A 15,586-nucleotide genomic window follows, 5' to 3' on the forward strand; every position below is an offset into this window, starting at 1 on the left:
GACCAATCGTTGTCGTGTTAGCGACTTTTTAATAATAGCGATTTGACTTATTAAAGTCAACCACTTTTTATTATTTTTTTCGCTTCCTGAAGTTTGTTTCGTGAACAACATCAGCGACGTTTATTAATATATCAGCATCCTAAAAAATCGTCAACTGTTTTTCTAAAAAAACTTTATTTTTTCTTTTTACATGACTGAAAGAAAAAACGGTCGTGGATTGACCCCTGAGAAGGAGTAATCCACAACCGCTTGATCATTATGACGACTTAGAAGACATCTGTTTCTTTGTTTTCTTCTTCACTGTTTCTGATGAAGTCGACTCCACAACTTGTCCAGTCTGTTGGAAGCGATGAAGCATTAATACCTGATAGGCGTTCGCAAACACCAATGTGGCTAGTGCCGGCCAGAGCAATGGAATCTCGTCCGTTGTTTGCAAAGCTGGAATCCATTCAATTAACGTAATGACAGTCATTAAGAAAAGTGTCGGGATGAAAGCACTCTTATTTGTTTGTTTCGCCTTACTCGCAGCAACGACCCAAGCGACAATGAGTAACACAAGCATCTCACCGATGTAACGCCACATGTGATCATTTCCAAATGCGAGCATCCGTAAGTAGACGGCATCAAAAATCGCAAATGCGATTAATAACACTTGAACGCGATTCCATAGACGTGGTCCTCTAAACAAGTCGAGTCCGACCCGATGAATAATCAAATAGGCAAAGAAACCCATCATGCTGATTCCCGTCCATGTACTCGAGTAACTAAGCGCCGTGACAATTGCCTCCCAGGACTGACTGACCAAATAACCCGGGTTCGCCAATAAATTCATTAGGAACCCGAACAACGTCCCGAATACGAGCGTTGTCCAAAACAAACGTAAAAAACCTTGTACTTTCATCTCTCACCGATTCACCCTTCTATTTGTTTAATGACTGCTTGCGCCAACTCATCATACGTATGCTCGAACGGATGTCCATCCCGATAGACAGAAGGTGCAAAGTCCTCTTCATTGTCGTACGGTTGGCCGAGCGGGATTTGAGCAAGTAGCTTACTCTTCAATGCTTCTGAAAGCTTTTCTCCACCGCCGTAACCGAATACGTATTCTTTTTCACCAGTTAGCTTACTTTCGAAATAAGCCATGTTTTCAATGATACCTAATAGTTTGTGGTTCGTTTTGATTGCCATCGCTCCGGCACGAGCCGCAACGAATGCTGCTGTCGCATGAGGTGTCGTGACAATCAATTCCTGACATGATGGGAGCATCGAATGGATATCGAGCGCGACATCTCCTGTTCCTGGCGGTAAATCGAGCAAGAGATAGTCAAGATCGCCCCACTCGACGTCATTAAAGAAGTTATTTAACATTTTCCCGAGCATCGGTCCACGCCAGATGACCGGCGCATTGTCTTCCACGAAGAATCCCATCGAGATGACTTTCACGCCAAAACGCTCGACTGGAATGATCTTCTCGCCGCGAACAACCGGTCGTTCCTCGATGCCGAGCATATCTGGAACACTGAAGCCGTAAATATCCGCATCAATCAACCCGACCTTTTTACCCGCTCGCGCAAGCGCGACAGCCAAGTTGACGGATACTGTCGATTTTCCTACGCCACCCTTACCAGAAGCGATGGCGATAAAGGTCGTCCCTGAGTTTTCACGGAGGATTGCCGGTTTCGTCGCCTCTTTCAAACTTTCATCATTCAATGCCTCAAAGCGAAGCCCGACCGTCTTAAAGCCTTTCCCCTTGAGCAACGTGACGATTTCTTGTTGTAACTGAAGCTGTTCCCCGCTCCCAGTTTGACCGAGTGCCACTTTTACACTGACATAGTCTTCTTTGATTCGAATGTCTTTTACTCCTGCTGTATCTCCAAGCGTTCGGTTGATCGTCGGATCAACAAGCCCCGCCAATTCCTCGCGTACTTGCTCTACTGTAAGCATATTGCTTCCCCCTTCTAACTGTTTCGATATCAGTATATCAAAAAAAGCGTTTTCTTGACGGATTCGGAATCGACTATTTCAAACAAAAAACTCTCCACCCGAAAGGATGGAGAGTTCGAACCACATCACGAAGATTAACGCTTCGAGAATTGTGGTGCGCGACGTGCTGCTTTAAGACCGTATTTTTTACGTTCTTTCATACGAGCGTCACGAGTTAAGAAGCCTTTTTCTTTGAGGCTTGGACGGAATTCTGGGTCCGCTTGAAGAAGCGCACGTGATACGCCGTGGCGAATTGCTCCAGCTTGTCCAGTATATCCACCACCGTTAACGTTAACGATTACATCGTATTTACCTTCTGTTTCAGTCAATACGAGTGGTGATTTAGCCATCATGATCAAAGTCTCATGACCGAAGTATTCTGAGATATCGCGGCCATTTACAACAACTTTACCGTCACCTGCAACGAGGTGAACGCGAGCCACCGAGTGTTTGCGGCGGCCTGTTCCGTAGTAACGTACATCTGCCATCGTTTAGTTCCTCCCTGTGTCTCGATTAACCGCGAAGTTCGTAAACTTCTGGTTTTTGTGCTTCGTGCTTGTGTTCAGCTCCAGCGTAAACGTGGAGTTTGTTGAATTGTTGACGACCGAGTGATCCTTTTGGAAGCATCCCTTTGATCGCGAGTTCAAGCATACGCTCTGGACGTTTTGCGAGAAGCTCTTTTGCAGTTTGTGATTTCAAACCGCCTGGATGACCTGAATGACGGTAGTAGATCTTGTCATTCAATTTGTTACCAGTCAATTTGATTTTCTCAGCGTTGATGATGATGACGTGGTCTCCGCAATCAACGTGTGGTGTGAAAGTCGGCTTGTGCTTACCGCGAAGAAGTGAAGCTACTTCACTAGTCAAACGACCAAGTGTTTTGCCTTCTGCGTCGATAAGGAGCCATTTGCGTTCTACTTCAGATGCTTTAGCCATGAATGTTGTGCGCATGTGGAATACCTCCTAGAAATGTCTGTTCACTTAATTTTTTGATGCTTTATCATAATCCTAGTTTACGGGGCTAAGATTGTGGTTCATCTCTAAATTTGAAAATGAAATGCCAATGAATATAATACGATTTTATAAGGGGAATGTCAATCTACTTTTTCATAATTCACATTCCACAAATACAAACCGTGTGGGGGGGCGGTAATCCCCGCTACACGGCGGTCCTTCGCCTCTAGCATTTGTGTGATATCTGCGGGCTGATACTTGCCTCTCCCTACCTCGATGACCGTCCCTACCATGATACGGACTTGGTTGTATAGAAAACCTGATCCAACGAAACGGAATATGATCTCGTCTCCCATTTCGAGCACTTCTGCTTCATAGATAGTACGGACCCGATCTTCGACTTCTGCCTTTGTCACAGAGAACGACGTAAAGTCGTGGGTCCCAATCAACCGCTCCATCGCTTGACGCATCGCCTCAAGGCTCAGCTTATACGTCACGGTCGCAGCATAGTGCCGACGAAACGGATCCTCGGTCTGACGGATATGGTAGCGATACTCTTTTCGCTTCGCACCGTAACGTGCGTGGAACGTATCGTCTATTTCTTCCGCCTGTTTAACGAGGATATCGTCTGGTAGCATGGCGTTTAACGCTTTGACGAAACGCTCAGCCGGCATCTCTAACGACGTATCAAAGTGAATCACCTGCCCTAACGCATGGACGCGAGCGTCTGTACGACCTGAGGCGACGATTTTCACCGGATGACGATGCATACGTGCCAAGACAGATTCAATCTCCGCTTGAATGGTATTGCCATTCGGTTGTACCTGATATCCCGCATAATGTGTCCCGTCATAGGCGACAATCAGTTTAATTCGTCTCATCCAATCCCTCTCAATCCAAACAAAATGAGTGTCAACGCGACAAAAATGAGCAATACGGCTGTGTCTCGCGTTTGCCACTTCATCTCACGCAACCTCGTCCGCCCTTCTCCCCCACGGTAGCCGCGGGCCTCCATGGCCGTAGCGAGGTCCTCAGCACGTTTAAACGCGGAGATGAACAATGGAATCAAGAGTGGGATGACCCCTTTTAAGCGGGATTTCCAAGGTCCACTCATCAAATCGACCCCACGCGCCTGCTGGGCTTTCATGATCCGGTCCGTCTCATCCGCAAGCGTCGGTAGGAAACGGAGTGAAATGGAAAGCATCAACGCAATTTCGTGGGCCGGCACACGAATCCGTTCGAATGGCCGTAGCCCCGCTTCAATCGAATCGGTCAATTCCATCGGTGTCGTCGTTAACGTCACGAGTGTCGTCAACATGACGAGATAAAAGAAGCGAAGCGAGACAATCAGCCCCATTCGAATTCCTTCCGAATAAATCGCAATCGGTCCTAATTCGAATAGAAGTGTCCCGTCTCGATTGAATAACAGTTGTAAGATCAACGTGAAGACGATCAAAAATAAGATCATGCGAAGACCGTTCCATAAATAGCGCCACGATAACTGTGACAGTTTGACCGCAAACAACGTGAACGCGAGTAAAAATAAATTCGTCCATAAGTTGTCAGCTAAAAAAACAACTGGGATGAATCCTAAAATGAAGAGCGTCTTGGCACGCGCATCAAGGGAATGAAGCCACGAATGTCCGGGTATATATTGACCGATAATCATGTCGCTCCCCCTTTCAGCCGTTCCGCCACCCAATCCGCCAGCTCGCTCTCGGTTCGTACGAGCGGGATGGACGTTTCTCCAAGAACCGGTGCCATGTCACGAGCGAATCGTAAGACGTGCGGGATGTCGAGCTGGAGACGTCGCACCAGTACCTCGTCTTGGAACAATTCAAACGGGTCCCCATCAAACGCCACCTGACCACGCTCCATCACGATGACGCGCTCCGCATAGGCGAGTACATCATCCATGTCATGCGAGACAAGGATCAACGTAAGGTTCAACTCTTCTCGTAAACGTTTGAATAAGGCGAGCATGTCCCGTCTCCCAATTGGGTCGAGACCCGCTGTCGGTTCATCGACAATGAGCACATCAGGCCGGCTCGCTAAAACACCTGCAATCGCGACACGGCGCATCTGCCCTCCTGAAAGATCAAACGGCGAACGGTCCCATAACGTTTCATCCAAGCCGACGAGACGAAGGGCCTCGTGGGCTCGCTCTTTCGCTTCGGCATCTGTCGCGCCAAAGTTGCGCGGACCGAACATGACGTCGCGTTCGACCGTCTCTTCAAACAATTGGTGCTCTGGATATTGAAAGACGAGCCCAACGCGACGCCGAAGCGGCAAAAGATTCTGTTTCTTGTCACGACGCGTCCGAATCGGGGTGACAATGATATCATCGACCACCACACGTCCGTCAGTCGGGCGCAATAAGCCGTTCATATGTTGAACGAGTGTCGATTTCCCTGAGCCAGTATGCCCAAGAAACGCAACAAGCGCTCCCGACGGAATGGTTACATTCACATCGCGCAGCGCGGTTCGTTCAAACGGAGTATTCATTTGGTATTGATATGTTACTTCTTCAATGCGTATCGGCATAGATGGTTCACCAACTCCGAATGTTGTAGCATCAGACGATCGAGTGGAATGCCACGTGCCTTCAGTTCGAGTTGCATCCGAACGATAAACGGGACATCTAGTTGAATGTCACGAAGCGTATCTGGATGTTGAAACACGTCTTCAGGTGTGCCGGTCATCGCAATCTTGCCTTTCGACAATGCAATGATACGGTCAGCAAACAACACTTCGTCGAGCTCGTGTGTAATGGCGACAACGGTCATCCCTTCTGAGACGAGCTGTCGTACCGTTTGTAACACCTCTTGTCGCCCGATTGGGTCGAGCATGGAGGTCGCTTCATCGAGCACGAGGACACGCGGGCGCATTGCGAGAGCCGCAGCTATCGCAACGCGCTGCTTTTGTCCACCGGATAACTGATGCGGTTCACGGTCCGCTAGTTCCGATAATCCAACGCGCGCTAGACTGTCATCAATTCGACGAACCATTTCTTGACGTGGAAGTCCCATGTTTTCGAGAGAAAATGCCACATCATCGCGCACGGTCGCCCCGACAAATTGATTGTCGGGATTTTGAAAGACGACCCCGATCCGCGTTCGAACGTCCCACACGTCTGCGGCGTTCGACGGATCGAGTGTCTCGACGCGAACTTCCCCCTGTTCAGGAATGAGAAGTCCGTTCCACAACTTCGTCAGTGTCGACTTACCAGAACCATTATGGCCGACAATCGCAAGCCATTCCCCTTTATATACATCGAGCGATAGGCTGTTAAGCGCCGGCTCAGACTGTCCAGGGTAATGAAATACAACATCCCGTACCATAATTTGTGATTCCATAGGTCGACTCCTTTCTGATGTGGAAACAGGGCAATACGTCACCGCATGCCCTGTTGACTGCCTAATGAATTAGACGAGTTCGATGATTACAACTTCTGCACCATCACCGCGGCGTGGGCCGACTTTCATGATGCGCGTGTATCCACCTTGACGTTCAGCGTAGCGTGGTGCCACGTCTTCGAACAATTTTTGGATTGCGTCTTTTTCTCCAGCGTTCTCCTTGCGAACGAATGAAGCTACTTGACGACGGGCATGAAGATCGCCACGTTTCCCAAGAGTGATCAATTTTTCAACGACTGGGCGAAGTTCTTTCGCTTTTTGTTCAGTTGTTTGAATGCGCTCGTTGATGATTAGGTCAGTTGCAAGATCACGCAAAAGCGCCTTGCGTTGCGAGCTTGTACGGCCAAGTTTCGAATAAGCCATTACATTTCCCTCCTTCGGTTGAACTTAGTCTTCTTTACGCAAGCCCAAACCGAGTTCGTCCAACTTGTGTTGAACTTCTTCGAGTGATTTACGTCCGAGGTTACGAACTTTCATCATCTCTTCCTCTGATTTGTTTGCGAGTTCTTGAACAGTGTTGATGCCAGCGCGCTTCAAGCAGTTGTACGAACGAACTGAGAGATCGAGTTCTTCAATCGTCATTTCGAGTACTTTTTCTTTTTGGTCTTCTTCTTTCTCGACCATAATTTCTGCGTTGAGAGCCTCATCTGTCAAACCAACGAAGATGTTCAAGTGTTCAGTCAAAATTTTAGCCCCTAATGATACAGCTTCTTCCGGACGAATTGAACCATCTGTCCACACGTCTAACAAAAGCTTATCAAAGCTAGCGTCTTGACCGACACGTGTTTTATCTACTTCGTAGTTCACGCGTTGAATCGGTGTATAGATCGAATCGATTGGAATGACCCCAATCGGCATATCATCACGTTTGTTATCTTCTGCCTGGACGTAACCACGACCACGGCGAGCAGTCAAACGCATGCGAAGCGTCGCATTGTCAGCGAGAGTCGCGATGTGGAGCTCAGGATTCAAGATTTCAACGTCGCTATCATGGGTAATGTCTGCCGCAGTGACAGCACCGGCACTTGAAACGTTAATCTCAAGCGTTTTCTCTTCTTCCGAGTACACTTTAAGTGCCAACTTCTTGAGGTTGAGTACGATTTGAGTGACGTCTTCGACAACACCGTCAATCGTAGAGAACTCGTGAAGCACGCCATCGATTTGAACCGCTGTTACCGCTGCACCTGGGAGCGATGACAATAGAATTCGACGTAGTGAGTTACCGAGAGTAGTGCCATATCCACGTTCAAGCGGTTCTACTACGAATTTACCAAACGTAGCGTCCTCGCTGATTTCGACCGTTTCGATCTTTGGTTTTTCAATCTCGATCATCTGAACCCCTCCTTGAGTATATCCTGCCGTGCAGTTTGAGCTGCTAAAGTATAAGCTGTCGTGCTAGGTAAACCCCTCACACGCTCAAGCGATTATACGCGGCGACGTTTTGGAGGGCGGCAACCGTTGTGCGGAACTGGAGTTACGTCACGGATTGCAGTAACTTCGAGACCAGTAGCTTGGAGCGCACGGATAGCCGCTTCACGTCCAGCACCAGGACCTTTAACGTTAACTTCTACTGTACGCATACCGTTGTCCATTGCAACTTTCGCTGCAGTTTCAGCAGCCATTTGCGCTGCGAACGGAGTCGATTTACGTGATCCTTTAAATCCAAGGTTACCAGAAGTAGCCCATGAGATCGCGTTACCTTGCGTATCAGTGATTGTGATAATTGTGTTGTTGAATGTAGAACGGATGTGTACCACACCGACTTCAACATGTTTTTTAACTTTACGTTTAGAACGTACGTTTTGCTTACGTTTCGCCATTGTTCAATTCCCTCCTTTACTTCTTCTTGTTCGCTACTGTACGGCGTGGGCCTTTACGAGTACGCGAGTTGTTCTTCGTGTTTTGACCGCGAACAGGGAGACTACGGCGATGACGGATACCGCGGTATGCGCCGATCTCGATCAAACGTTTGATGTTAAGTGAAACTTCACGACGAAGGTCACCTTCAACTTTGATTCCGTCAATTGCTTCACGGATACGGTTGAGTTCATCTTCAGTAAGGTCGCGTGTGCGTGTCTCTTCAGATACGTTAGCAGCCTTCAAAATTTCTTGTGCTTTTGTTTTACCAATACCATAGATGTATGTGAGCGAAATAACGATACGTTTTTCGCGTGGAATATCTACACCAGCAATACGTGCCATGTGTGCACCTCCTCTGAAATTAACCTTGTTTTTGTTTGTGTTTCGGGTTTTCGCAAATTACCATTACTTTACCCTTACGGCGAATAACTTTACATTTTTCGCAAATCGGTTTTACCGACGGTCTTACTTTCATGAGTATACCCTCCTCCTGGAAAAATCGGAGTTACTTATAACGGTACGTAATCCGCCCGCGAGTCAAGTCGTATGGAGACAACTCAACAGTTACGCGGTCACCTGGAAGGATCCGAATGTAGTGCATCCGAATTTTCCCTGAGACGTGCGCGAGCACCGTGTGGCCGTTTTCTAACTCCACTTTAAACATTGCGTTCGGAAGTGGTTCGACAACAGTGCCTTCCACTTCAATGACATCTTGTTTCGCCATCATTTATTCCCCTTTCTATATGAAAATCTTTAGGAGCACAGACGATCTATTGCCATCTACTGTGAGAGAAGGATCCAGAACGGATCAGTATGAAACAATAGAGCCTCATTCACCGGAATCGAGTTTCGTTAAAATCTCGTATCCATCGTCTGTGATGGCGATGGTGTGCTCAAAGTGGGCGCACATGCTACCGTCCACGGTGACAACTGTCCAGTTATCAGCCAGTGTTCGAACATAGCGTTGACCAGCATTAACCATTGGTTCAATGGCTAACGTCATCCCAGTCTTCAGGCGCGGCCCTTTCCCCGGTGGACCATAGTGTGGAATTTGCGGTTCTTCGTGCAAATTTTGTCCAACACCATGACCGACGTATTCGCGGACGACAGAAAAGTCATGTGATTCAACATATGCTTGAATCGCATGCGAAATATCTGTCAATCGCCCTCCAGCCTTGGCGTGCTCCAATCCTTTATACAGACTTTCTTCGGTTACGTCAAGTAGCCGCTGTGTCTCTTCTGTGATTGTTCCCACTGGATAAGTCCAAGCGGAATCTCCATGGTATCCATTATAGTAGGCACCGATGTCGATTGAGATAATATCTCCATCTTTCAATACCCGTTTTCCTGGAATGCCATGAACAAGCTCTTCGTTCACCGAAGCGCAAACACTACCGGTAAAACCGTTATAGCCTTTGAACGATGGCGTCGCACCTTGGCTGCGAATGTAATCTTCCGCAATCCGGTCGAGCTCAAGCGTCGTGATTCCTGGTTTAATGTGCTGTTTGAGCACCTGGTGCGTTCGAGCAACAATTTGCCCAGCCTCACGCATAATCGCAATTTCACGAGGCGTCTTCGTGATGATCATTCAGTATCACCGAGTAATGCTTTGACATCGGCATATACGACATCGATTGGACGATCTCCATCCAATGTACGAAGATACCCTTTTTCAGCGTAAAAGTCAATGAGTGGTTTCGATTGCTCGATGTTGACGTCAAGGCGACGGCGAACCGTTTCCTCTTTATCGTCTTCACGTTGCATGAGCGCCGACCCATCCACATCACAGATGCCTTCCACTTTTGGTGGGTTGAAGATCACGTGATATGTCGCACCACACGTTGGGCAGATCCAACGACCTGTCAAGCGTGGAACGAGAATTTCCGCATCCACATCGATGTTGACGACGTGGTCAATCTGTTTCCCCAAATCTTTAAGCAAACTTTCGAGTGCCTCTGCTTGAGCAACAGTACGCGGGAATCCATCGAGTAAGAAACCTTTTTCTGTGTCATCTTGGCTAAGACGTTCACGTACGATTCCGATTGTTACCTCGTCCGGTACGAGTTCGCCTTTATCCATGAATGACTTGGCTTCTTTACCGAGTGGCGTTCCGCCTTTGATTGCCGCACGAAACATGTCGCCTGTCGAAATGTGAGGGATTTGGTACTCTTCTACGATTTTAGCCGCTTGAGTCCCTTTCCCAGCACCCGGTAAGCCCATGAGTACTAGATTCATCTCGGTTAGCCTCCAGTTTTGATTTTCACGAAGGGCTTGTAAACACGACAGGAAGGAAGGGTCAACCCTTCCTTCCGCTTTAACGGATAAAGCCTTTATAGTGTCGTTTTACAAGTTGACTTTCGATTTGTTTCATCGTTTCGAGGGCTACCCCGATGACGATCAATAAGCTCGTTCCTCCGATTTGAACGGAAGTTGGAAGACCGGCAAGCTTAATGAAGATTGTCGGCATGATCGCCACGAGCGATAAGAAGATCGCTCCGAAGAAAGTCAATCGATACAGCAACTTCGTGATGTACTGTTCTGTTTGCGCCCCAGGACGAATCCCAGGAATATAACCACCTTGCTTCTGCAGGTTTTCTGCCATTTGCTCAGGGTTGACCTGAATAAATGTATAGAAGTAGGCAAACGCAATGATTAACGCAACGTAAATCGACATTCCGATTGGCGCCGTCGTGTCAAAGTACGTCTGTAATTTTTGCGTTGTCTCCGGCGAAGCAATGAAGCTTGCAACAGTTGGTGGTGTTACCATGAAGGAAATCGCGAAGATAACCGGGATAACACCTGCTGCGTTTAGTTTGATTGGCAAGTGCGTTGACTGACCGCCCACTGGGGTACGGTTCGCCGTGCGTTTTGCATATTGGATTGGAATTTTGCGTGCCGCTTGTTGAACATAAATGATCCCAACCGTCACAGCCAAAATAACAAGTGCCAATACAACCAAGTAAACGATATTAATGAACAATGCATCTCCAGCGTTTTGGAGTTTTGTTTCATAAATCTGCGTGAAGATTCTTGGGAACCCGGCGACGATACCGGCGAAGATAATGATGGAAATACCATTCCCAACACCTTTCTCCGTTGTCATTTCACCAAGGAACATCAAGAACGCTGTACCCGCAGTGAGTACAATCGCGATCACAAAGTAAGTTGCCGTTCCCCACGTCTCATTGACGAGACCTGGGTAGAGGCGGTTAAATCCAAACGACAATGAAGTCGCTTGGACAAAGCCTAAGATGATCGTCCCATAGCGCGTGACCGTCGCTAACTTTTTACGGCCCGCCTCTCCTTGTTTAGCCCATTCGGCAAACTTTGGAACGACGTCCATTTGTAAAAGTTGCACAACGATCGATGCCGTAATGTACGGCATGATCCCCATTGCGAACAAGGAGAAGTTCTGTAAAGCATTTCCTCCAAACAAGTTCAAGAAGTCAAGAAGACCTCCTGAGTCAAAACGCAACACATCCGTATTCACCATCGGCACCGGGATATGAGCCCCGATGCGGAAAATGATGATGATTGCGAGTGTGAAGAGAATACGCTGTCGAATATCTTTCACGCGCCACATATTGGAGATCGTCTGAAACATCAGATCACCTCAACTGTACCGCCAGCTGCTTCGATTGCTTCTTTCGCTGCACCCGAGAACTTGTTGGCTTTTACAGTCAATTTAGTTTCAAGCTTGCCGTTAGCAAGGACCTTGATTCCGTCTTTAGCAGAGCTGACAACACCAGTCTCGATTAAGAGTTCTGGAGTAACTTCAGTACCTGCTTCGAAACGGTTAAGCGTGTCTAGGGAAACAACCGCGTACTCTTTACGAGTTGGGTTGTTGAAACCGCGTTTTGGAAGACGACGGTAAAGTGGGTTTTGTCCACCTTCAAATCCTGGACGAACGCCACCGCCCGAACGAGCTTTTTGACCTTTGTGTCCACGACCAGAAGTTTTACCGTTACCAGTCGCCATACCGCGACCGACACGGTTACGTTCGTGACGTGAACCTGGAGTTGGCTTCAATTCATGGAGTTTCATAGTGGCACCTCCTTATTTATTAAAATCTTTATTATTCGTTGATTTCTTTTACAGTCACAAGGTGCGACACTTTGTTGATCATACCGCGCATCGCGACGTTGTCTGGGACAACGACCGTTTGATGCATTTTGCGAAGACCGAGTGTACGTACAGTAACACGCTGACCTTCCGGACGACCAATTGTGCTGCGTGTGAGGGTGATTGCGAGTTTCGCCATGTCTAGTTCCCTCCCTTAGTTAAGAAGTTCTTCTACGCTTTTACCACGTAGTTTAGCAACTTCCTCTGCTTTTTTGAGCTCAGTCAAGCCCTGTACCGTCGCACGGACGATGTTGATCGGTGTGTTTGAACCTAACGATTTCGAAAGGATGTCACCTACACCTGCAAGTTCGAGCACCGCACGAACTGGACCACCAGCGATAACCCCAGTACCTTCAGAAGCTGGTTTCATGAATACACGACCTGCTCCGAATACTCCTGTGATTTCGTGTGGAATTGTTGTACCAACCATAGGTACTTGTACCATGTTTTTCTTAGCGGCTTCAATAGCCTTGCGAATCGCTTCTGGCACCTCTTGTGCCTTACCTGTACCGAAACCGACGTGACCATTTTTGTCACCTACGACTACGAGAGCAGCAAAACGGAAGCGGCGGCCACCTTTTACGACTTTCGCGACGCGGTTTACGGTAACAACGCGTTCTTCAAGTTGTTCCATGTTAACGTCTAACTGGCGCATCGAGTGTCCCCTCCTTTTTATTAGAATTTAAGACCTGCTTCACGAGCTGCTTCTGCAACAGCTTTGACGCGGCCATGATAGAGGTATCCACCACGGTCGAACACAACTGTGTCGATACCTTTCTCGAGTGCACGTTCTGCAGCAAGTTTACCAACAGCTTTCGCTGCTTCAACGTTACCGCCATTTGTAAGATCGAGAGCTTTATCTTTCGAAGATGCAGACACAAGCGTTGTTTGTGCCGCGTCATCGATAAGTTGAACGTAAATGTGCTTGCTCGAGCGGAATACGTTCAAACGTGGACGAGCTGCTGTCCCCGTGATCGTACGACGTACGCGAGCATGACGTTTTTTACGAACTGCATTTTTATCTGCCTTTGTGATCATTTATGCCACTCCTTTCCGTTCATTTCGTGACGAATTACTTACCAGTCTTACCTTCTTTACGGCGAATACGTTCATCAGAGTAACGAACACCTTTACCTTTGTAAGGTTCTGGAGCACGGTACGAGCGGATTTGAGCAGCAACGTGACCGACGCGCTCTTTGTTAATCCCTTTTACGATGATTTGCGTGTTTGAAGGAACTTCGATTTCGATACCTTCCTCAGCAACGTACTCGATTGGGTGCGAGTAGCCGAGGTTGAGGACGAGTTTGTTACCTTGCTTCGTAGCACGGTAACCAACCCCCGAGATCTCAAGTGTTTTTTGGAATCCGTTCGACACACCTTGTACCATGTTGGCAATAAGGGCACGTGTCGTACCGTGAATTGTGCGGCTTTCTTTCGATTCGTCTGGACGAACAACCGTCAATTCGTTCTCTTCAACTTTGATTTCCAATGCCGGGTTAGCTGAAAGCGAAAGTTCACCTTTAGCACCTTTTACTGTGACCGTGTTGTCATTAGCAACTGTTACAGTAACGCCAGCAGGAATCGTAACTGGTTTTTTACCAATACGTGACATTGATTACACCTCCGTTCTTGTTAGAAAAGTGACTTACCAGATGTAGGCGATCACTTCGCCGCCGACTTGTTGTTGGCGAGCTTCTTTATCAGTCATAAGACCTTTAGATGTCGAAAGAACTGCGATTCCGAGTCCTCCGAGTACTTTAGGTACTTCATCAGCTTTTGCGTATACGCGAAGACCTGGTTTCGAAATACGTTTGAGACCAGTGATTACACGTTCGTTGCTTGCTCCATATTTAAGGAAAAGACGAAGTGTACCTTGTTTAGCGTCCTCGATATATTCAACATCGCGAATGAAACCTTCACGCTTAAGGATTTCAGCGATCTCACGTTTAATGTTCGAAGCTGGAAGCTCCATTTTTTCATGGCGAACCATGTTAGCGTTACGGATACGTGTAAGCATATCTGCAATAGGGTCTGTCATTACCATGCGATGTACCTCCTTTCACACTGTTAGTGGATTACCAGCTTGCTTTTTTAACACCAGGGATTTGACCTTTGTATGCAAGATCACGGAACTTGATACGGCTGATCCCGAATTTACCCATGTAACCATGCGGACGACCTGTGATGCTGCAACGGTTGTGCAAGCGTACAGGTGACGAGTTACGTGGCAATTTGCTGAGTCCGATATAATCGCCTTCAGCTTTCAACTTCGCACGCTTTTCAGCGTACTGGGCAACGAGTTTCTCGCGTTTAAGTTCGCGATTCACCATTGACTTTTTAGCCATGTTGTCGACCTCCCTCTAGATTATTTTTGGAATGGCATACCGAGAAGTGTGAGCAATTCACGTGCTTCTTCGTCTGTGTTTGCTGTTGTAACAACAACGATGTCCATACCGCGTACTTTAGATACTTTATCGTAATCGATCTCAGGGAAAATAAGTTGCTCTTTCACGCCAAGCGTGTAGTTACCGCGTCCGTCGAATGCTTTCTTCGATACACCGCGGAAGTCACGTACACGTGGAAGTGAAACAGTTACCAATTTGTCGAGGAAATCGTACATGCGCTCGCCACGAAGTGTAACCTTCGCACCGATTGGCATACCTTCACGAAGTTTGAAACCAGCGATTGATTTCTTCGCTTTCGTTACGAGTGGTTTTTGACCTGAAAGAATTGTTAATTCTTCAACTGCCATATCAAGTGCTTTCGAGTTCGAAACAGCGTCACCTACACCCATGTTGATGACAATCTTTTCGACTTTCGGTACTTGCATGACCGAGTCATAGTTGAATTTATCCATCATCGCTTTCACGATGTCGCTTTTATACTTCTCTTGCAAACGGTTCATAGTCGAATGGACCTCCTTTCGTCACGTTCTTCTTATTTATCGAGTGATTCGCCCGATTTCGCGACACGAACTTTTTTACCATCGACTACTTTGAAACCAACACGAGTTGGTTTGCCAGTTTTAGGGTCGAGTGGCATTACGTTCGAGACGTGAATTGGTGCTTCGATCTCAAGGATCCCGCCTTGTGGATTCGCTTGTGAAGGTTTCGAGTGTTTTTTCATCACGTTTACGCCTTCAACCACTACGCGGTTTTTGCTTGGCATAGCTTTGAGGATAACCCCTTGCTTGCCTTTATCTTTACCAGACATTACCTGGACTGTATCGCCTTTTTTAACATGCATCGTTT

The 15,586-nt window shown here is 47.4% G+C and carries 26 protein-coding genes; all 26 read right to left on the reverse strand.

What is annotated here, in order from left to right:
* Positions 1-256: 256 nt before the first annotated feature.
* On the reverse strand, positions 257-901 hold the full coding sequence (locus tag BV910_RS14330; protein WP_012727642.1) for a KinB-signaling pathway activation protein: 645 nt from the start codon (positions 899-901) through the stop codon (positions 257-259).
* Positions 902-912: 11 nt separating this feature from the next.
* The gene (locus BV910_RS14335; RefSeq protein WP_026824853.1) at positions 913-1,944 is read right to left on the reverse strand and encodes a P-loop NTPase; all 1,032 of its coding nucleotides are present in this window, start codon (positions 1,942-1,944) and stop codon (positions 913-915) included.
* Positions 1,945-2,078: 134 nt separating this feature from the next.
* Positions 2,079-2,471, reverse strand: a complete 393-nt coding sequence (rpsI, locus tag BV910_RS14340; RefSeq protein ID WP_012727644.1) for a 30S ribosomal protein S9 — start codon at positions 2,469-2,471, stop codon at positions 2,079-2,081.
* A 25-nt stretch (positions 2,472-2,496) separates the two neighbouring features.
* Complete coding sequence (gene rplM / locus BV910_RS14345; RefSeq protein ID WP_012727645.1) at positions 2,497-2,934, reverse strand: 50S ribosomal protein L13; 438 nt, start codon at positions 2,932-2,934, stop codon at positions 2,497-2,499.
* Positions 2,935-3,077: 143 nt separating this feature from the next.
* Positions 3,078-3,818: a tRNA pseudouridine(38-40) synthase TruA gene (gene truA, locus BV910_RS14350; protein WP_078147863.1), complete on the reverse strand. Its 741-nt coding sequence runs from the start codon at positions 3,816-3,818 to the stop codon at positions 3,078-3,080.
* The gene (locus BV910_RS14355; protein WP_078147864.1) at positions 3,815-4,606 is read right to left on the reverse strand and encodes an energy-coupling factor transporter transmembrane component T family protein; all 792 of its coding nucleotides are present in this window, start codon (positions 4,604-4,606) and stop codon (positions 3,815-3,817) included. The genes truA and BV910_RS14355 overlap by 4 nt, the downstream gene beginning before the upstream one ends.
* The gene (locus BV910_RS14360; RefSeq protein ID WP_078147865.1) at positions 4,603-5,481 is read right to left on the reverse strand and encodes an energy-coupling factor transporter ATPase; all 879 of its coding nucleotides are present in this window, start codon (positions 5,479-5,481) and stop codon (positions 4,603-4,605) included. The genes BV910_RS14355 and BV910_RS14360 overlap by 4 nt, the downstream gene beginning before the upstream one ends.
* Positions 5,457-6,293 carry an energy-coupling factor transporter ATPase gene (locus BV910_RS14365; RefSeq protein WP_078147866.1) on the reverse strand — a complete coding sequence of 279 codons (837 nt, stop codon included), beginning with the start codon at positions 6,291-6,293 and terminating at the stop codon, positions 5,457-5,459. The genes BV910_RS14360 and BV910_RS14365 overlap by 25 nt, the downstream gene beginning before the upstream one ends.
* A 69-nt stretch (positions 6,294-6,362) precedes the next feature.
* Positions 6,363-6,716, reverse strand: a complete 354-nt coding sequence (gene rplQ / locus BV910_RS14370) for a 50S ribosomal protein L17 (protein WP_012727650.1) — start codon at positions 6,714-6,716, stop codon at positions 6,363-6,365.
* 24 nt (positions 6,717-6,740) lie between these two features.
* Positions 6,741-7,685 carry a DNA-directed RNA polymerase subunit alpha gene (locus BV910_RS14375; protein ID WP_012727651.1) on the reverse strand — a complete coding sequence of 315 codons (945 nt, stop codon included), beginning with the start codon at positions 7,683-7,685 and terminating at the stop codon, positions 6,741-6,743.
* A 92-nt stretch (positions 7,686-7,777) separates the two neighbouring features.
* Positions 7,778-8,173, reverse strand: coding sequence for a 30S ribosomal protein S11 (gene rpsK, locus BV910_RS14380; RefSeq protein WP_012727652.1), 396 nt, complete (start codon positions 8,171-8,173; stop codon positions 7,778-7,780).
* A gap of 16 nt (positions 8,174-8,189) precedes the next feature.
* Positions 8,190-8,555: a 30S ribosomal protein S13 gene (gene rpsM, locus BV910_RS14385; RefSeq protein ID WP_012727653.1), complete on the reverse strand. Its 366-nt coding sequence runs from the start codon at positions 8,553-8,555 to the stop codon at positions 8,190-8,192.
* Between the two features lie 19 nt (positions 8,556-8,574).
* Positions 8,575-8,688 carry a 50S ribosomal protein L36 gene (rpmJ, locus tag BV910_RS14390; RefSeq protein ID WP_003156543.1) on the reverse strand — a complete coding sequence of 38 codons (114 nt, stop codon included), beginning with the start codon at positions 8,686-8,688 and terminating at the stop codon, positions 8,575-8,577.
* Between the two features lie 30 nt (positions 8,689-8,718).
* Entirely contained in the window at positions 8,719-8,937 is a 219-nt protein-coding gene (gene infA, locus BV910_RS14395; protein WP_021066622.1) for a translation initiation factor IF-1, read from the reverse strand.
* A 105-nt stretch (positions 8,938-9,042) separates the two neighbouring features.
* On the reverse strand, positions 9,043-9,801 hold the full coding sequence (gene map / locus BV910_RS14400) for a type I methionyl aminopeptidase (protein ID WP_031421863.1): 759 nt from the start codon (positions 9,799-9,801) through the stop codon (positions 9,043-9,045).
* Positions 9,798-10,448: an adenylate kinase gene (locus tag BV910_RS14405; protein WP_012727656.1), complete on the reverse strand. Its 651-nt coding sequence runs from the start codon at positions 10,446-10,448 to the stop codon at positions 9,798-9,800. Before BV910_RS14405 ends, map begins: the two co-directional genes overlap by 4 nt.
* 79 nt (positions 10,449-10,527) lie before the next feature.
* Positions 10,528-11,817 (reverse strand): preprotein translocase subunit SecY, encoded by a 1,290-nt coding sequence (gene secY / locus BV910_RS14410; RefSeq protein ID WP_012727657.1) that lies wholly within the window; start codon positions 11,815-11,817, stop codon positions 10,528-10,530.
* The gene (gene rplO, locus BV910_RS14415) at positions 11,817-12,257 is read right to left on the reverse strand and encodes a 50S ribosomal protein L15 (RefSeq protein ID WP_012727658.1); all 441 of its coding nucleotides are present in this window, start codon (positions 12,255-12,257) and stop codon (positions 11,817-11,819) included. Before rplO ends, secY begins: the two co-directional genes overlap by 1 nt.
* A 31-nt stretch (positions 12,258-12,288) precedes the next feature.
* Positions 12,289-12,474, reverse strand: coding sequence for a 50S ribosomal protein L30 (rpmD, locus tag BV910_RS14420; protein WP_012727659.1), 186 nt, complete (start codon positions 12,472-12,474; stop codon positions 12,289-12,291).
* Positions 12,475-12,489: 15 nt separating this feature from the next.
* Positions 12,490-12,990: a 30S ribosomal protein S5 gene (gene rpsE, locus BV910_RS14425; RefSeq protein WP_012727660.1), complete on the reverse strand. Its 501-nt coding sequence runs from the start codon at positions 12,988-12,990 to the stop codon at positions 12,490-12,492.
* A 20-nt stretch (positions 12,991-13,010) separates the two neighbouring features.
* Positions 13,011-13,373, reverse strand: a complete 363-nt coding sequence (rplR, locus tag BV910_RS14430) for a 50S ribosomal protein L18 (RefSeq protein WP_012727661.1) — start codon at positions 13,371-13,373, stop codon at positions 13,011-13,013.
* A 34-nt stretch (positions 13,374-13,407) separates the two neighbouring features.
* The gene (gene rplF / locus BV910_RS14435) at positions 13,408-13,947 is read right to left on the reverse strand and encodes a 50S ribosomal protein L6 (RefSeq protein WP_012727662.1); all 540 of its coding nucleotides are present in this window, start codon (positions 13,945-13,947) and stop codon (positions 13,408-13,410) included.
* A gap of 33 nt (positions 13,948-13,980) precedes the next feature.
* On the reverse strand, positions 13,981-14,379 hold the full coding sequence (gene rpsH / locus BV910_RS14440; protein ID WP_012727663.1) for a 30S ribosomal protein S8: 399 nt from the start codon (positions 14,377-14,379) through the stop codon (positions 13,981-13,983).
* Positions 14,380-14,410: 31 nt separating this feature from the next.
* A complete protein-coding gene (rpsN, locus tag BV910_RS14445; protein WP_012727664.1) occupies positions 14,411-14,680 on the reverse strand; it encodes a 30S ribosomal protein S14 in 270 nt (89 codons plus the stop codon).
* Between the two features lie 20 nt (positions 14,681-14,700).
* Positions 14,701-15,240 (reverse strand): 50S ribosomal protein L5, encoded by a 540-nt coding sequence (gene rplE, locus BV910_RS14450; protein ID WP_074035359.1) that lies wholly within the window; start codon positions 15,238-15,240, stop codon positions 14,701-14,703.
* Between the two features lie 32 nt (positions 15,241-15,272).
* Complete coding sequence (gene rplX / locus BV910_RS14455) at positions 15,273-15,581, reverse strand: 50S ribosomal protein L24 (RefSeq protein ID WP_074032448.1); 309 nt, start codon at positions 15,579-15,581, stop codon at positions 15,273-15,275.
* Positions 15,582-15,586 lie beyond the last annotated feature (5 nt).

This window comes from Exiguobacterium sp. HVEsp1 (genome assembly GCF_002009685.1).
GTDB classification, from domain to species: domain Bacteria; phylum Bacillota; class Bacilli; order Exiguobacteriales; family Exiguobacteriaceae; genus Exiguobacterium; species Exiguobacterium profundum.

Bases quoted from the DNA above. Each gene is read 5' to 3' on its own strand.
- BV910_RS14330 (WP_012727642.1), bottom strand. From the start codon at position 901: ATGAAAGTACAAGGTTTTTTACGTTTGTTTTGGACAACGCTCGTATTC.
- BV910_RS14335 (WP_026824853.1), bottom strand. From the start codon at position 1,944: ATGCTTACAGTAGAGCAAGTACGCGAGGAATTGGCGGGGCTTGTTGAT.
- rpsI (WP_012727644.1), bottom strand. From the start codon at position 2,471: ATGGCAGATGTACGTTACTACGGAACAGGCCGCCGCAAACACTCGGTG.
- rplM (WP_012727645.1), bottom strand. From the start codon at position 2,934: ATGCGCACAACATTCATGGCTAAAGCATCTGAAGTAGAACGCAAATGG.
- truA (WP_078147863.1), bottom strand. From the start codon at position 3,818: ATGAGACGAATTAAACTGATTGTCGCCTATGACGGGACACATTATGCG.
- BV910_RS14355 (WP_078147864.1), bottom strand. From the start codon at position 4,606: ATGATTATCGGTCAATATATACCCGGACATTCGTGGCTTCATTCCCTT.
- BV910_RS14360 (WP_078147865.1), bottom strand. From the start codon at position 5,481: ATGCCGATACGCATTGAAGAAGTAACATATCAATACCAAATGAATACT.
- BV910_RS14365 (WP_078147866.1), bottom strand. From the start codon at position 6,293: ATGGAATCACAAATTATGGTACGGGATGTTGTATTTCATTACCCTGGA.
- rplQ (WP_012727650.1), bottom strand. From the start codon at position 6,716: ATGGCTTATTCGAAACTTGGCCGTACAAGCTCGCAACGCAAGGCGCTT.
- BV910_RS14375 (WP_012727651.1), bottom strand. From the start codon at position 7,685: ATGATCGAGATTGAAAAACCAAAGATCGAAACGGTCGAAATCAGCGAG.
- rpsK (WP_012727652.1), bottom strand. From the start codon at position 8,173: ATGGCGAAACGTAAGCAAAACGTACGTTCTAAACGTAAAGTTAAAAAA.
- rpsM (WP_012727653.1), bottom strand. From the start codon at position 8,555: ATGGCACGTATTGCTGGTGTAGATATTCCACGCGAAAAACGTATCGTT.
- rpmJ (WP_003156543.1), bottom strand. From the start codon at position 8,688: ATGAAAGTAAGACCGTCGGTAAAACCGATTTGCGAAAAATGTAAAGTT.
- infA (WP_021066622.1), bottom strand. From the start codon at position 8,937: ATGGCGAAACAAGATGTCATTGAAGTGGAAGGCACTGTTGTCGAACCA.
- map (WP_031421863.1), bottom strand. From the start codon at position 9,801: ATGATCATCACGAAGACGCCTCGTGAAATTGCGATTATGCGTGAGGCT.
- BV910_RS14405 (WP_012727656.1), bottom strand. From the start codon at position 10,448: ATGAATCTAGTACTCATGGGCTTACCGGGTGCTGGGAAAGGGACTCAA.
- secY (WP_012727657.1), bottom strand. From the start codon at position 11,817: ATGTTTCAGACGATCTCCAATATGTGGCGCGTGAAAGATATTCGACAG.
- rplO (WP_012727658.1), bottom strand. From the start codon at position 12,257: ATGAAACTCCATGAATTGAAGCCAACTCCAGGTTCACGTCACGAACGT.
- rpmD (WP_012727659.1), bottom strand. From the start codon at position 12,474: ATGGCGAAACTCGCAATCACCCTCACACGCAGCACAATTGGTCGTCCG.
- rpsE (WP_012727660.1), bottom strand. From the start codon at position 12,990: ATGCGCCAGTTAGACGTTAACATGGAACAACTTGAAGAACGCGTTGTT.
- rplR (WP_012727661.1), bottom strand. From the start codon at position 13,373: ATGATCACAAAGGCAGATAAAAATGCAGTTCGTAAAAAACGTCATGCT.
- rplF (WP_012727662.1), bottom strand. From the start codon at position 13,947: ATGTCACGTATTGGTAAAAAACCAGTTACGATTCCTGCTGGCGTTACT.
- rpsH (WP_012727663.1), bottom strand. From the start codon at position 14,379: ATGGTAATGACAGACCCTATTGCAGATATGCTTACACGTATCCGTAAC.
- rpsN (WP_012727664.1), bottom strand. From the start codon at position 14,680: ATGGCTAAAAAGTCAATGGTGAATCGCGAACTTAAACGCGAGAAACTC.
- rplE (WP_074035359.1), bottom strand. From the start codon at position 15,240: ATGAACCGTTTGCAAGAGAAGTATAAAAGCGACATCGTGAAAGCGATG.
- rplX (WP_074032448.1), bottom strand. From the start codon at position 15,581: ATGCATGTTAAAAAAGGCGATACAGTCCAGGTAATGTCTGGTAAAGAT.